Source organism: Negativicutes bacterium, from assembly GCA_021372785.1.
Classification (GTDB): Bacteria; Bacillota; JAAYKD01; order JAAYKD01; family JAAYKD01; genus JAJFTT01.
The window spans coordinates 1-14,694 of sequence record JAJFTT010000063.1 but is presented as its reverse complement, the minus strand read 5'-3'; the positions used below and the strand labels follow the sequence as shown (position 1 = coordinate 14,694).

Annotated in this window: 13 protein-coding genes and 2 tRNA genes; 11 read left to right on the top strand and 4 right to left on the bottom strand. The window is 52.3% G+C overall.

All coding sequences use genetic code 11. The features are described from left to right. From LLG09_07850 to LLG09_07820, 7 genes are all read left to right on the top strand, one after another. Positions 1-489, top strand: a 489-nt coding sequence (locus tag LLG09_07850) for a putative sulfate exporter family transporter (protein ID MCE5197021.1), incomplete at its 5' end; no start/stop codon positions are given. Between the two features lie 205 nt (positions 490-694). After that, positions 695-1,114 (top strand): DUF3842 family protein, encoded by a 420-nt coding sequence (locus LLG09_07845; protein ID MCE5197020.1) that lies wholly within the window; start codon positions 695-697, stop codon positions 1,112-1,114. 89 nt (positions 1,115-1,203) lie between these two features. Further along, positions 1,204-2,601 (top strand): beta-lactamase family protein, encoded by a 1,398-nt coding sequence (locus LLG09_07840; protein MCE5197019.1) that lies wholly within the window; start codon positions 1,204-1,206, stop codon positions 2,599-2,601. A 12-nt stretch (positions 2,602-2,613) separates the two neighbouring features. Further along, complete coding sequence (locus tag LLG09_07835) at positions 2,614-3,627, top strand: N-acetylglucosamine kinase (protein MCE5197018.1); 1,014 nt, start codon at positions 2,614-2,616, stop codon at positions 3,625-3,627. Then, the gene (gene murQ / locus LLG09_07830) at positions 3,587-4,483 is read left to right on the top strand and encodes an N-acetylmuramic acid 6-phosphate etherase (protein MCE5197017.1); all 897 of its coding nucleotides are present in this window, start codon (positions 3,587-3,589) and stop codon (positions 4,481-4,483) included. Before LLG09_07835 ends, murQ begins: the two co-directional genes overlap by 41 nt. A gap of 95 nt (positions 4,484-4,578) precedes the next feature. Beyond that, positions 4,579-5,712 carry a beta-lactamase family protein gene (locus tag LLG09_07825; GenBank protein MCE5197016.1) on the top strand — a complete coding sequence of 378 codons (1,134 nt, stop codon included), beginning with the start codon at positions 4,579-4,581 and terminating at the stop codon, positions 5,710-5,712. A gap of 25 nt (positions 5,713-5,737) precedes the next feature. Then, positions 5,738-6,904 carry an anhydro-N-acetylmuramic acid kinase gene (locus LLG09_07820; GenBank protein MCE5197015.1) on the top strand — a complete coding sequence of 389 codons (1,167 nt, stop codon included), beginning with the start codon at positions 5,738-5,740 and terminating at the stop codon, positions 6,902-6,904. Between the two features lie 50 nt (positions 6,905-6,954). On the opposite strand, the gene LLG09_07815 is transcribed toward LLG09_07820, so the two are convergent. From LLG09_07815 to LLG09_07800, 4 genes are all read right to left on the bottom strand, one after another. Further along, positions 6,955-7,551 carry an isocitrate lyase/phosphoenolpyruvate mutase family protein gene (locus tag LLG09_07815; protein MCE5197014.1) on the bottom strand — a complete coding sequence of 199 codons (597 nt, stop codon included), beginning with the start codon at positions 7,549-7,551 and terminating at the stop codon, positions 6,955-6,957. 72 nt (positions 7,552-7,623) lie between these two features. Then, the gene (locus tag LLG09_07810; protein ID MCE5197013.1) at positions 7,624-9,498 is read right to left on the bottom strand and encodes an ABC transporter ATP-binding protein/permease; all 1,875 of its coding nucleotides are present in this window, start codon (positions 9,496-9,498) and stop codon (positions 7,624-7,626) included. A gap of 149 nt (positions 9,499-9,647) precedes the next feature. Further along, positions 9,648-11,414, bottom strand: a complete 1,767-nt coding sequence (locus LLG09_07805; protein ID MCE5197012.1) for an ABC transporter ATP-binding protein/permease — start codon at positions 11,412-11,414, stop codon at positions 9,648-9,650. Beyond that, entirely contained in the window at positions 11,415-11,924 is a 510-nt protein-coding gene (locus tag LLG09_07800; GenBank protein MCE5197011.1) for a MarR family transcriptional regulator, read from the bottom strand. It lies immediately after the preceding gene. Between the two features lie 231 nt (positions 11,925-12,155). Between LLG09_07800 and LLG09_07795 the strand changes: the two genes are divergently transcribed. From LLG09_07795 to LLG09_07780, 4 genes are all read left to right on the top strand, one after another. Next, complete coding sequence (locus LLG09_07795; GenBank protein ID MCE5197010.1) at positions 12,156-13,295, top strand: M20 family metallopeptidase; 1,140 nt, start codon at positions 12,156-12,158, stop codon at positions 13,293-13,295. Positions 13,296-13,310: 15 nt separating this feature from the next. Further along, complete coding sequence (gene cobO / locus LLG09_07790; protein MCE5197009.1) at positions 13,311-13,838, top strand: cob(I)yrinic acid a,c-diamide adenosyltransferase; 528 nt, start codon at positions 13,311-13,313, stop codon at positions 13,836-13,838. Between the two features lie 142 nt (positions 13,839-13,980). Beyond that, a tRNA-Gln gene (locus tag LLG09_07785) sits at positions 13,981-14,054 on the top strand. Positions 14,055-14,068: 14 nt separating this feature from the next. Continuing rightward, a tRNA-Glu gene (locus LLG09_07780) sits at positions 14,069-14,144 on the top strand. Positions 14,145-14,694 lie beyond the last annotated feature (550 nt).

The window sequence follows — 14,694 nt, the reverse complement described above, 5'->3', positions numbered from 1 at the left end:
TTGGCAATCAGCGATACGGCCAGCGTCACAGCAGCCGGTGTCACATATGACGGCTTGATGCAAGGTGCGGTTGGCATCAGCGGCATGACCGGCGGCCAATTGGCGGTTGTGGTGAAGCTGGTTCGCACAACCATGTTGATTTTTGTGGCTATGGCGGCAGTCATTTGGGTACTGCGTGAAAGTAAAAAATCCGGCAGCACAGAACAACAGTTGTCCATGAAGGAACAGATGCTGAAATCGTTCCCCTACTTTGTGCTGGGCTTTTTAGCCCTGGCGATTTGCAAAACTTTCGGCTTGATTCCCGCGTCTGTCGCTCCCTGGCTGAGTAAAGGCAATAAATTCTTGATCACCATGGCGCTTGTCGGCGTGGGTTACAAGATTAAAATCAAAGAACTCTTTCAAAAAGGCTTGAGACCGATTTTACTGGGCGGCTGCACCTGGCTGGCTGTGGCTGTAACGACTTTAATCTATACCCTGACGATGATGTAAAAGCGCGGCGGATCCGTTTTTGTTCAACAAAATTGTCCTTCTTTCCGACCGGCGGAGCGACACTTGCCTGCCGTTTGCCGGGAAAGGAGGACTTTTTTTTGCTTGCTTGCATCGCAAGCCAAGCTGCGCTGAATTGCTTGTGAAGATTTGCTTTCTCATGTATAATAGAAGAAAAGTAAGCCGGAAACGCGAAGGAGGTTTTACCATGAAAATTCTGGTTATGGATGGTCAGGGCGGCAAGCTTGGTGCTCTGCTTGTGGAACAGTTGCTCAAACGCTGGCCGCAAATCAGGCTGATTGCTTTGGGTACCAACAGTACGGCGACCGCGGCCATGCTGCGCGCTGGGGCGGAAAGCGGAGCGACCGGTGAAAATCCGGTGATCTATAATAGCGGCGAGGCTGATTTGATCATCGGTCCCACCGGGATCGTGCTGGCCAATGCTTTGCTGGGAGAAGTCACTCCGGCTATGGCGGTGGCGGTAGGAAGCAGCAAGGCGAAAAAAATCCTGATTCCCATGAATAAGTGCAACCATTATATCGTCGGTCAGCAGGAATTGCCCATGGCGGAATCTGTTCGTTTGGCTGTGGAAGCCGTGGCGGTAGAATTGGCGGTTGGCCTGCGCTAAAGACGGTAAAAAGAAAAGGATTAAGCTTTGCCACCGACAATGGATAAGAGAACTGCTTCTTAAAATAAAAACAAAGGGAGAGAGAGCAAATGCAATTAAACGCAGCGTATCAACAGGAATTTGAACAGATGGTCCGTGATTTTATGGCCGCTTATCAGGCTGTCGGAACGGCTGTTGGCGTAGTCAGCCAAAAAGGCGAGACGGTCTACCGCCAGTTTTTCGGGTATCGTGATCTGGAAAAACAGTTGCCGCTGGATGAGAATACCATCTTCGGTTTGGCTTCCATCACCAAATCCTTTACTGCTCTCTGCATTATGCAGTTGGTGGAAAGAGGCATCCTCGATCTCTATGCTCCGGTCAACCGCTATCTGCCTGAGTTTAATTATCCCAATCAAAACATGCCGCGTTTATGGCATCTGCTTTGTCACAGCGCCGGTTACCCACCCCAGCCGCGCTTATTATTGAGCAAGGTTGCACCTACGCTGGACCTGCCGGCAGAGGAGCGGCAGGATCTGGCCTATTCAGCGACCGTCGCCCAAGCAGGCATCCAATTATTGCTGAAGCAATTGAGTGAAGTCAAGACCTTTTTAGGTCAGCCGGGTGAATATGTCAGTTATTCCAACGATGGTTTTGCCATGCTGTCGGAAATTATCCGTCTCTATGGCGGAGAGAATTCCTATGCGGGATATGTGGAGAAACATATTCTGGCTCCGCTGGGGATGAACCGTTCGACCTACAGTTTCAGCAAACCGCTGCAGGATGAGAATGCCAATACGCTCTATGTTCCCGGCAAAACTGGTCTGCGGGCGACGCACGATTGGCTTGATAATCAGTTTGTCATGATGGGCGGCGGTTCTCTGAAGTCAACCCTTGCCGATCTGGAACGCTACGTGACCATGTGGCTGAATCACGGCCGTTATGCCGGGGGCAGGCTTTTAAGTGATACCGGGATTGGTGAGATGCAAAAGCAACGTCAAACCTACAGCCATCATGTCGGCTATGGTTTTGCTCTGCAGACGTTCGCTCTGGACGACATTACGGTAATCGGACACGGAGGCAGCTTAACCGGCGTTTCAACGGCTATCCTCTGGTCTGATGATTTGGCGATGGGTGTGATCGTCCTCTGCAACACCAGCGGGGTTCCCGTTATGAATCTGGCGAAAGCGATGATCAAGTGGTGCAACCAGCACAACCCCAAAGAACCGATGACGGTTTTTCAGCACCGGGAATGGAGTCAAGCCCAAAAGCAAGCGGCCTGCGGCAGTTTTGTCTCCGGCGAAGGCAGCGTTCTGACCATCAGTTTGAATGCAGAGCAGCAGCTGCAGGTTCTGTTGGAGGGGGAAGCGCTTACGCTGGATACCGTTTTGCCGGATTTGGCCCTGGCGCAGACCAAACTGGTGAAAAGCGAAATTCGTTTTCTGCGCCGGGCTGACGAATCGGTTTGGGCAGTCGGCAATGGCGGCCGCATTTTGATGCGGCAAGTCTGAAGGAAGCAGGGTATGAAGGAAGCATTGATTCTGGCAGTGGACGGCGGCGGCAGCAACACCAGAGCGCTGCTGGCGGCTGCCGATGGTACGCTACTCGGCAGCGCTGCGGGCGGTCCGGCGAATTATCATGCTGCCGGGAAGAAAACGGCGGCACGATCTCTGCGTTTGGCTATCGAAGGTGCTTACCGGGCGGCAAATTTGGAAATTCAAACTGCCGCAGTCGGTTATTTTGGTCTGGCCGGGCTGGGACGGCAAGAAGACCGCCTGGTCGTCGCTGAGTTGCTGGCCGAATTTCCACCTTTCTGTGAAAAATTGTGCCTGGATAGTGACGGGAGCATCGCTTTGGCCGGCGCTACGGCAGGAGAGCCCGGTCTGGCTGTTATCTGCGGCACCGGTTCGATCATCTATGGCTGCAACAAAACGGGTCAGTCTGCCCGTGCCGGCGGCTGGGGACCGCTGATCGGCGATGAAGGCAGCGGCTATGATATCGGACGGAAAGGATTGATCGCCGTGATGCGGGCAGGAGACGGCAGAGGCGCAAAAACCAGGCTGACTGAGCGATTGCTGCAGACTCTGGCGGTCTCGTCCTATGAAAAAATCGTTTTGAAAGTTTACAGCAAAGAAATGCAGCGCCCTCAGATCGCGGCTTTGGCGCTGCAGGTAAAACTGGCGGCCGCCGCAGGCGACGCTGTGGCCTTAGCGATCCTCGACGAGGCGGCAGAGGAATTGAGCCTGGCGGCTGCGGCGGTGATCACCCGTTTGGGGATGCAGTCCGAGCGTTTTCCGGTTGCCCTGACCGGCGGTGGATTTCGCCACGGCTGGCAGTGGGCAAGAGGATTGGAAGGCCGGATTCAGGCCTACGCACCTTTGGCTTATCTCAGCCGGCCGGTTTACCAGCCATTGATCGGAGCTTTGCTGTTGGGACTAAAAGCCTATTATACCGAAATTCCCCAAGCGGTTCTGGAGAAAGTGAGGAAAAGTTTGAATGAACAAGGATCCGCAGGTGTTGATTACCGAGAGCCGTAATCCAAATTCGCTCAATTTGGATCAAATGTCCGCTTTGGAAATTGTGACTTTGATGAATCGGGAAGAAGAGCAAGTGAATCGGGCGGTCGCCGCGCAGCTGCCGGTGATAGCGGCGGCTGTAGAGCAAATCGAACGGGCCTTTCGCGCGGGCGGACGTCTTTTTTATATCGGGGCCGGCAGCAGCGGACGTTTGGGGGTGCTGGATGCCTCCGAATGTCCGCCGACTTTTGGCACGCCGGAAACACAGGTGCAAGGCATTTTGGCCGGTGGTGATTACGCCTTGCGCCATGCTGTAGAGAACGTGGAAGATGATACGGAACAGGGGGCGCTCGATTTGCTGCAGCGTGACCCGACCGGCAGGGATGTGGTCTGCGGCATCGCTGCCTCCGGCTTGACCCCTTATGTCCTGGGAGCCATGCGGGCTGCGCGTCATCAGCAGGCGGTTACCCTCTGTATCACCTGCAACGCCGATTCCCCCTTAGCCAAAATGGTGGACTATGCGATCACACCGGTGGTGGGACCGGAAATCCTGATGGGTTCCAGCCGGCTGAAAGCCGGTTCCGCTCAAAAGCAAATCCTGAATATGCTGACCACGGCGGCGTTCAGCCGCAGCGGTAAGGTTTATTCCAATTTGATGGTGGATCTGCAGCCAACCAACGCTAAATTGCTGCGGCGCGCCAACCGAATTGTCTGCCTGGCGACCAATTGCAGCGAAGAGACAGCCCAAGCGGCCTTGAGCGCCGCAAAAAATCAGGCGAAAACGGCCATTGTGATGATCCTGGCGCAGGTGGATGCGGCAGAAGCCGAGCGGCGCCTGTCGGCAGCCAATGGTTTTATCGCGGCTGCGCTGCTCTAATATGCGCCGTGGCTCCTTTCCTTCCCTCTTCCATCAGCGAAAGTGCTTTGGTATGTGATGGTAAGGGAAAACACGCATGACTGGGAGGTTTTTTTATGTCTGAAATTTACCCTGCCGCCGGCGAACAAACGCTGCCTTTTCTGCGTTCCGGCTTACAACCGGCGGAGATGGAAGCGCGCCTGGGCCGGGCTTTCGCCCTGTCCGACCGGGCTGTCGCCGAGGGCGTCGCACCCGGGGCTGCTTTGGCCGTCGGCACACAAGACCAGGTGGTTTTTCATTGCAGCGGCAGCACGACCAAGTTAGACCAAGGTGGTGCGGTGGAAATCGATACACTCTATGACATGGCTTCCATCAGCAAACTGTTTACCTCTTTTATGGCGCTCAAGTTGTTGGAACAGGGCGCTTTTCGCCTGGATGATCCGGTCAGTTTGTTTATAGCGGAATTTCAGCGCCCTGACAAGCGAATGATCCGGATGCGCCATTTGCTGACGCATACATCGGGGCTTCTGCCGCATGATAATTTCTTTCTGACCTGCGGCAGTCAGCAGGAAATGCTGAATGCCATTGCGGTTTCGCCGCTGCAGACGGCGCCGGGCGATCAGGTCGCTTACAGCTGTCTGGGGTATATTGCCTTGGGCAATGCGCTGCAGCGTATTGCCGGTCAGACCCTGCCGGAGTTTCTTGAACGGGAATTGTTTCAGCCGCTTGGTTTACAGGAGACCGGTTACAATCCGCAAGTCAGTAAAAATCGCATTGCGCCGACAGAATATTGCAGCTGGCAAAAAGGCAAGCTTTGCTGGGGCGAAGTACATGACGAAAATGCGCGCTGTCAGGGCGGTGTCAGCGGCAATGCCGGCATCTTCAGCAGCGCCAGAGACATGGCGAGTTTTGCCCAGATGTGGATGGGTGAAGGCAGTTTCCGCAACAAACGCCTGCTTTCGCCGAACACAGTCCGCACCTCCATTCTCAATTATACCGCCGCCATCGGCGAAGAATATCGCGGTCTGGGCTGGCTACTGAAAGCGCCGACTTACTCTTTTATGGGTGATCTCGCTTCCCCCGCCAGTTTTGGACATACCGGTTTTACGGGCACTTCCATTGTGCTCAATCCGCGCAGCGGTCTCTTTGTGATTTGGCTGACCAATCGGGTCCATCCCAGCCGCCGGGAAGACCGGCATATCCGCTACCGCGCTTTGATTCACAACGCCGTCTTCGCGGCGCTGTCCTAAAGCTATGATGCAGTTACTAACATTGATGCAAAAGAAGGAACGCCTGATCATTGGTTTGATGTGCGGCACTTCGGTGGACAGTGTGGATGCCGCTCTCTGCCGGATCGGCGGCAGCGGCAGAAAAACGAAGCTCGAATTGCTGCACTATCTGGAGTATCCCGTGCCGGCCGCGCTGCGCCGGGAGATCTTTGCCGCTTTTCGACCGGAAAGCAGCCGCGTGGACCAGATCTCGCAGCTCAATTTTGCCATCGGTGAATTGTTTGCTGAGGCCGTGCAGGCGCTGCTATCGGCCTCGGGTTTAGAAAACAGCGCAATCGATTTGATCGGATCGCACGGGCAGACCGTCTACCATATCCCGGAAGCGCAGGAGTTCGCCGGCAGACCGCTGACCTCCACCCTGCAGCTCGGTGCCGCCGCCGTCATCGCGGAACGCACCGGAATCACGACCATTGCTGACTTTCGCAGCCGGGATATGGCGGCGGGTGGTCAGGGTGCCCCTTTGGTACCCTATGTGGATTATCTGCTCTTTACGCACCCGGAGAAGGGACGTATCCTGCAGAATCTCGGCGGCATTGCCAATTTCACCTTTTTACCTGCCGCCGCACGCCCTCAGGAAATTGTCGCCTGCGACAGCGGACCGGGCAATATGATCCTCGACGCCCTGGCGCAGCGGCTGTTGGATCAGCCTTGCGACCGGGACGGCCTTTGCGCATCCCGCGGTCAAATCAATCAGCCCCTGCTGACGCAGTTGCTGCAGCTGCCTTATCTGCAACTGCCGCCGCCGAAAAGCACCGGCAGGGAATTGTTCGGGGAGCAGTTTAGCGAACAGCTGCTGCAGACCGCTGCTCAGCTGCGGCTCTGCAAAGAAGATTTATTCGCGACCGTCACGGCCTTTACGGCGCAAACGATCATCGATCATTACAACCGCTATTGTTTTCCCGTAGGGCGAGTGGACGAGGTGATTTTAAGCGGTGGCGGCGCCAAAAATCCCTGTTTGGTAGGAATGCTTCGACAAGCGCTGCCGCAGGTAAGCTGGCTGCAACCGGAGGATTTTGCTCTGCCGGCGGATGCCAAAGAGGCGATTGCTTTTGCGGTCCTAGCCAATGAAACCTTATTTGGTCAGCCCGGCAACCTTCCTGCCGCCACCGGAGCCGGTCACCCGGTGATTTTGGGCAGCATCACACTCAAATAAAAAAAGAACTGTTTCCCGCGCTTGGTTTTTGGCAGGAAACAGTTCCTTTTTTAATTTAGTTGCTCTGAGGGATCAACCTGAGAATTTCCTGGATCGGCAGACAGCCGGACTCCGCTTCCTGTGCGCGCGATCAGCAGAAAATCAGTGGTCTGCAGGGCGGCTTTCCCGATGGAAAGCTTACTGCAGAAATTGGCAATGCTGTCCTGGGTTTGCGCGACCCCGGTGCCGCACAGGGAATTTATTTTCAATCCGGTTTTGTCTTCGATTATTACGGCGGAAACGCCGAGGCGTTCCAGCGTGCGGATAGGATAAGCAAAATGCTCGCGCAAACCGCCGGTATCGGCATCATAAATAATCGGCTTGGTCGTGACATCCATGATCTCTTCCAGCGTGCGCAGGCGGTCTGCAAAATCAACCAATCCGATATCCGGTTTGCCCCGCAGCGTTGCATCGCAGAGACTGGAGCACCAGATGGCGTCAAATTGCCTTGTTTTGCCATTACGGCAGACAGAAGTCTTTTCGGCAATTAAGCCGGTCGGACCGCTGTGCGCTTCCAAAGCGGTAAGCAGGCTCTTTTCTGCCAAAGATCGTTTGAGCCTGCCGCGGCGCAGATCCGTTAACCCGGCTTGTACTTTTGTTTGCGTCAACCTGTCACCTCTTTCTTTTTTTGTTTCTCATCGCTTCCATCTGTTTTCCGCTCTGGTATTAAGCCGAATAGTTTACGGTTTCGCCGCGGCCAATTTACGCTGCCTGGTATCGGCTACCGCTTCATCGATGCTCTGACCGGCGAATTGGCTCTGATAGAGCGAAGCATAGAAGCCGCCTTTGGCCAGCAAGCCTTCATGCGTACCCTGTTCGATAATGTCGCCTTGATTCATCACCAGAATGTTATCCGCTTCCCGAATGGTGGATAAGCGATGGGCGATCACAAAAGAAGTGCGGTTCTTCATCAGATTGCCCATGGCGCTTTGAATCAATTGTTCGGTTCTGGTATCGACCGAACTGGTTGCTTCATCCAAAATCAGGATGCGGGGGTTGCTCAGAAATGCTCTGGCGATGGTCAGGAGCTGCTTTTGACCGGCGGAAATATTGGAGGCCTCTTCGTTTAAAATCGTTTGATAACCGTCGGGCAGCGTACGGATAAAGTAATCGGCGTAAGCGGCTTTGGCAGCGGCAATGATCTGCTCTTCCGTTGCGCCAGCCTGGCCATAAGCGATGTTGGCACGAATGGTATCGTTGTAAAGCCAGGTATCCTGCAGCACCATCCCGAATTGGTTGCGCAGTTCGCTGCGGCTCAGGGTGGCGATGTCAACGCCGTCAATGGAGATTTTGCCGCCATCCAATTCATAGAAACGCATCAGTAAATTGACCAGCGTGGTTTTACCGGCTCCGGTCGGGCCAACAATGGCTACCATCTGACCGGCTTTGATATCAACGGTAAAATCATGAATCACCGGTTTATCCGGCTGATAGCCAAAACGGATATGTTCGATTTTGACGTTGCCTTGCACGAAAGCAGGCAGTTTGTTCTCCCCGGGTTCGGCCGACATCTCTTCTTCGTCCAGCAGTTCAAAGACACGCTCCGCCGCAGCGACGGTTGATTGCAGAATATTGGCGATTTGCGCCGTCTGATTGATCGGTTGGTTGAACTGGCGGATGTAAGCCAGGAAACTCTGAATTTTACCGATGGACATACTGCCGCGCACTGCAAGAAAGCCGCCCAGGATACAGACTCCGACATAACCTAAATTGCCGATAAAACCAAGCAGCGGCATGATGATGCCGGAGATGAATTGCGCCTTGACACCAACGGTATAGAGATCGGCGGTCAGCGACTGAAACTTGACGGTATTTGCTTCTTCTCTGCCGTAAGCCTTGACAACGGGGTGACCGGTATACATTTCTTCGATGTGACCGTTAATATTGCCAATCAAACGCTGCTGCTGCACAAAGAGAGGCTGTGAACGTCGGGTGATTACTCTGGTGACTATCAGACTGAGCGGTATGGTAACCAGGGTGATCAAGGTCATGATGCGATTGAGCGTTAACATAATAATCAGAATCCCGGCCAGTGTGATGACCGCGCTGATCAGTTGATTGAGAGACTGCTGCAGAGAAGAACTGACGGTATCCACATCGTTGACGGCCCGGCTGAGCAACTCTCCATGCGTCTGACTGTCGTAATATTTTAAAGGCAGACGGGAAAATTTGGCGCTGATATCGCTGCGCATCTTGCGCACGATTTTCTGCGAGACTCCGGTCATGATCCAATTCTTCAGATAAAGCAAAATGCTGTTGCCGACATAGAGCGAGGCTAAAATCAGCAGAATATGCTGAACGGCAGGAAAATCGATACCGCCGCGACCGTTTCGTTTCAGGCCTTCCAGAATTTTATCGGTGACCTGACCGGTCACTTTCGGCGCTAAAATACTTAAAACAGTGGCGCAGATAGTAGAGCTGATCACAAAAATCAAGCTGCCCCAATGAGGGCGCAGATAGCGAACCAAACGTTTCAGTGTCCCTCGGAAATCCTTGGCTTTTTCACCCGGCAGAAATCTGCCGGGACCGCCGTGACCGCCTCCGCCGGGACGCATCATTGGTCCACCTTGACGGCGATTGGCAAACTCCCCACGGGTGTTAAGACGTTCTTTCTCGGCTTTCTTGGCAGGGGAATCGTTTTGAGCAGTTGCTGTAACAGTTTGTTGATCGGTGAGAGGTGCCGATCTTTCGAATTCTTTTTTACTCATTTGCTTTTGTCCTCCTCTCCGACAGACAGCGCAGGTGTATATTCTTCCACTGAAAGCTGAGAAGAAAGGATTTCCTGATAAACCCGACAGCTTTGCAGCAATTCTTCATGCGTTCCTTTGCCAACTAAGCGGCCCTCATCCATCACCAGAATCAAATCGGCATTCATAATTGTGCTGACGCGCTGGGCAATGATGATGACGATGGCGTCTTGCGTGACTTCTTTCAGGGCAATGCGGAGATTGGCATCAGTCTGAAAGTCAAGCGCCGAAAAACTATCGTCAAAGAGATACAGGGCGGCATGGCGCACCAAAGCACGGGCAATCGAAAGCCGTTGCTTTTGGCCGCCGGAGAAATTGGCGCCTCCTTGTGAGACCTCAGCTTCGATACCGTCCGGAGTGTTCAAGACAAAATCGGAAGCCTGGGCGATAGTAAGCGCTTCTTTAATCTCTTCGTCTGTTGCATCACTCTTGCCATAACGGATGTTATCGGCAATACTGCCGGTAAAAAGCAGCGCTTTTTGTGAGACATAACCAATCTTTGCCCGCAAATCCTGCAAACTCAAATTGCGGATGTCGATTCCATTGAAAGTAATTGAACCTTGTTCTATGTCGTAAAAGCGCAGCAGCAAATTAGCCAGACTGGATTTACCGGATCCGGTCCCGCCGATGATGGCAACCGTCTGACCCGGCTCGGCTCGAAAGGAAATATCGTGCAAGACAGCAGCCGCGCTGCCGGGATAACGGAAACTGATATGATTGAACTCCAGCGTGAACCCTGCCATTCCGGTCAGCGTTTGAATATTTTCAGGATCTCCGATGGTAATGGGAGCCTCGAGAATTTCGTTGATTCGATTGGCCGAAACAGCAGCCCGCGGCAGCATGATAAAAATCATGGAAAGCCCCATCAAAGCGCCGAGGATCATACCGACATATTGGATAAAAGCAATCATATCGCCAATCATCAGATCTCCGGTATTGATAGAAAAGCTGCCCATCCAGATAATTGCAATAATAGTGAAATTCATGATCAACGACATCAGTGGGGACTGCAAACCGAGTAAGCGGTTGACCCTAATGGAATTGTTGGTCAAATCTTCATTCGCTTGCTTGAAGCGTTCCTGTTGATAGTCGTCGCGGTTAAACGCACGGACCACGCGCACACCTGACAATCCCTCGCGAATGACCAGGTTTAAATAATCCAATTTTTTCTGCATGACCTGAAACAAAGGCGTTGCCCGGCGCCCGATCAGGACCACGGTGAGGAGAACAGCGGGCAGCGCAATGATCAGAATACGGCTTAAAGCGTAATCGCTGCGCAGTACGTTCAAGATTCCGCCGATAAACATGATTGGGGCGCTCAATATCATCCGCTGCCCCATCATCACTACCATCTGCATTTGTTGGATGTCGTTGGTGCTGCGGGTGATTAAAGAGGAAGTACCGAAACGGTCAAAATCGCTTTGGGAAAAACTCTCGATTTTGCGGAAGACATCATTGCGTAAATCACGGGAAAAGCCGATGGCATTTCGAGAGGAAAGGTAACTGGTGGCAATGGCACAAGCCATGCCTCCTAAGGCGACCAGCAGCATCCAGCCTCCCATACGCAGAATATAATGAAGGTCTCCGCTGCTGATGCCATTATTGATAATATCGGCCATAATGGACGGCAGTTTTAAATCCGCCATGGAGCGACCGAACACTGTCAGGCAAACCAGCAGGAAACTGGGCAAATAAGGTTTAAATTTTTTCAGCAGTTTCAGCATTTACGGTTCAGTCCTGCTTTCGTGAGATTTTTTGAGCCCTTCCTCTTGCATATAGGCACGGTAAAGACGGGTTAGTTTGTTCATTAAGTCGATATAAGTGCGGCTGTCCTCTTCTCCCAGCAATTGCACCATGATGCGGGCATTGCTTAAGAAAGCTTCATACAATTCGCGCACCGCTTTTTCACCTTTTTCTGTGATTTGCACAAAAACCACCCGGCGATCTTTCAGATCGCGGATGCGCACGATGTAATTGCTTTTTTCCAGCGGATTCAGCATCAGAGTCACACTGGGCGGGGAGAGGCGCATTTCTTCGCCAATCGCCGAAAGTGAGACCAACTCGCTGCCATGATGTTTTTTATGCGCGAGAAAGTGCAGCAGCATCATCATTTTTGGTTTCAAATCGGTGTTTTCCGGCTCCGACCGATAGCATCGATTGAAATGACGGATTGCCCGGGTCAGTTCCTGGGCCAATTTGGTTTCGGTGGTCATTTCACTCAGTTCTTCCTGCATCTTGTCACCCCCCCTATTTGTATGCTAGCTAATAGTTTAATAAAGAAATATTTTTGTATATGAAAATTTTCTGCCTTCATTATATCGAACCTGGTCAGACTGTCAAATGAACAAATTATGAACAAAAAAATGAAGAAAAATCCCTTCTGCCCGGCAGCGGTCGGGCTTTGAGAGCAGGAGTTCAGCCGTGATTTACCGAATCAAACGATAAAATAGGAAAGGGGTGTCATCATGATTAAAGTAATCTACCCTTGGCTGCAGCAACATCAAACGCAGATGGTGGCGGACTTAGCCCAACTGGTCAATTTGGAATCGCCTTCCGACCGCAAAGATCTGCTTGATCATTTTAGTGCGGAAATAGCCCATCAATTCAGCGAAACGGGAGCCGCCGTTGAAATTATCCCCCAAACGGAGTCGGGCAATCATCTGAAAGTAACCTACGGCAGCGGAAAAGAACAAGTTCTGCTGCTCTGTCATTTTGATACGGTTTTTCCGGCCGGCGAAGTTGCCAAGCGGCCGTTCCAATATGATCCGGCCACGGGTATCGCCAAAGGTCCCGGCGTGCTGGATATGAAAGCCGGCATTCTGGCCGCCTTATGGCTTTTACATGCCTACCGGGATCTGCAGTTGCAGCCGAAACATAAAATCGTAATCCTGCTCAATTCCGATGAAGAAGTGGGCAGCCGGACCTCCCGGGCGCTGATTGAAGCGGAAGCGAAAAAGAGCAAAGCCGTTTTTGTGCTGGAACCGGGCACCGGTCCGCAAGGAGATTATAAAGTCTGGCGCAAAGGGACAGGCGCCTTCCATGTCAAAGTGATCGGCAAAGCCAGCCACGCCGGCACCTCTCCCGAAGAAGGAATTTCTGCGATTCAGGAACTGGCGCTGCAGATTGTCAAGATCCACAGTTTCACAAACTTCTCAACCGGCACTACCTTGAATGTGGGTGTGATCGGCGGCGGGACCCGCAGCAATGTGGTAGCGGAAGAAGCCTGGGCAAAAGTCGACATGCGGGTGATGACCATCGCGGAAGGCGAACGGGTCAGCCGGGAAATTCTCAGCCTGCAGCCGTTTGGCAAAGCAAAATTGGAAATCAGCGGCGGCTTGAACCGACCGCCTATGGAACGCAGTGCGGCGGCCATGGCCTACTACGAAAAAGCGGCGGCATTGGCAGCGGAAATTGGTTTGCATTATAACGCCGGCGGTACCGGCGGCGGCAGCGATGGTAATTTTACCGCCGCTTTGGGAATTCCTACCCTGGATGGTATGGGCGGCGTCGGCCATGGGGCTCATTCTTCCGATGAATATCTGATTGTCAAACATCTTGCCGACCGGACTGCCATTTTGGCGGCGCTGATTTACGGCATCGAATAAAAGGAGAAGTGGAAGATGGCAAAACGTGGGATCGTTATGGTGAATACCGGCGATGGCAAAGGCAAGAGCACGGCGGCTTTTGGCCTGGCCTTACGCGCGGTTGGGCACAACAAAAAAGTAATGATCATTCAATTCATGAAAGGCAACCACTCGTACGGGGAAGCGCTGGCTATTCGGCAGTATTTGCCGATGATTCGCCTGGAACAAACCGGTACCGAGAACTTTGTGGATAAGCAGAATCCGGAAGCCATCGATTTGGCGGAAGCCAGGCGCGGTTATGAGATGGCGCTGGCGGCGGTCAGCGGCGGTCTATATGATTTGGTGATTCTGGATGAGATCAATGTCGCCATGGATTTTGATCTGATCAGCGTTGAGAAAGTGCTGGCTCTGATTCAGGCCAAAGCAGAGCAGACCGATTTGATGCTGACCGGCCGCTATGCGCCGCAGTCGATCAAAGAAGCGGCCGATATGGTGACGGAAATGCAGGAAATCAAGCATCACTATTATGCGGGTTTTGCCGCCAAAGAAGGCATAGAATATTGATTTGCCTGGGCAGCAGACAAGCTTAATTGCCAAAAGGGCGGCGCAGGAAAAAATCCGAACGCCGCCCTTTAACAAAAAGCAAAAAAAATCGTAATCCGCTCTTGCCAAAACATGATTTGCAGGCTATAATAAATAACATCGTTGGGGAATCGTCTAATGGTAGGACAACAGGCTCTGGATCTGTTTGTGAGGGTTCAAATCCTTCTTCCCCAACCAATTTTTTTATTTATGGCCTCTTCGTCTAGCGGCCTAGGACACTGCCCTCTCAAGGCAGTAACAGGGGTTCGAAGCCCCTAGGGGCTACCAAAAGTAAAACTGCCGCCTATTGATAAAGCAATTTTATCAACAGGCGGTTTTTTTTGCGCGAAACCTAGATAATTCAAGCATTTTCAGCGTCAAACGCCCTATTCTGCATTTATCACAGCGAATAAAAGAAATTCAGAGGAAAATCGAACTCGCTACGTAATGGGTATCGAGGTTGACTTGAGGAATTCGTTAAAAGATATGGCAATTTCGGCATAATCTTATTTGAACGTTATTAACGCAGCGAGCAACTGCAACAGCCATGCTGCAAAAGGTCATAGACAGCATATCAACCAGAAAGATAGAGAACATCACGGAAGAGTTCTGCCGTTAAAGCTTTTCCAAGACGATGGTATCGTATTTATGCAAGAAACTGGATCCGTTTGCAGAAATACACATATATACATATTCTCCTGGATTCCCACCGCAATTATAACAAGGTGGGCAAAGCAATTCCCATCATTTCGTAAAATTCCATTTGCCGCTTAGTAATTTCGCCAAGACGCAAACTTCGACCTGGTTGTTCAAAACACTCAATAACGTCGAATTCATC

Coding starts and splice junctions, on each gene's coding strand:
- LLG09_07845 (MCE5197020.1), top strand. CDS start 695: ATGAAAATTCTGGTTATGGATGGTCAGGGCGGCAAGCTTGGTGCTCTG.
- LLG09_07840 (MCE5197019.1), top strand. CDS start 1,204: ATGCAATTAAACGCAGCGTATCAACAGGAATTTGAACAGATGGTCCGT.
- LLG09_07835 (MCE5197018.1), top strand. CDS start 2,614: ATGAAGGAAGCATTGATTCTGGCAGTGGACGGCGGCGGCAGCAACACC.
- murQ (MCE5197017.1), top strand. CDS start 3,587: ATGAACAAGGATCCGCAGGTGTTGATTACCGAGAGCCGTAATCCAAAT.
- LLG09_07825 (MCE5197016.1), top strand. CDS start 4,579: ATGTCTGAAATTTACCCTGCCGCCGGCGAACAAACGCTGCCTTTTCTG.
- LLG09_07820 (MCE5197015.1), top strand. CDS start 5,738: ATGCAAAAGAAGGAACGCCTGATCATTGGTTTGATGTGCGGCACTTCG.
- LLG09_07810 (MCE5197013.1), bottom strand. CDS start 9,498: ATGCGTCCCGGCGGAGGCGGTCACGGCGGTCCCGGCAGATTTCTGCCG.
- LLG09_07805 (MCE5197012.1), bottom strand. CDS start 11,414: ATGCTGAAACTGCTGAAAAAATTTAAACCTTATTTGCCCAGTTTCCTG.
- LLG09_07800 (MCE5197011.1), bottom strand. CDS start 11,924: ATGCAGGAAGAACTGAGTGAAATGACCACCGAAACCAAATTGGCCCAG.
- LLG09_07795 (MCE5197010.1), top strand. CDS start 12,156: ATGATTAAAGTAATCTACCCTTGGCTGCAGCAACATCAAACGCAGATG.
- cobO (MCE5197009.1), top strand. CDS start 13,311: ATGGCAAAACGTGGGATCGTTATGGTGAATACCGGCGATGGCAAAGGC.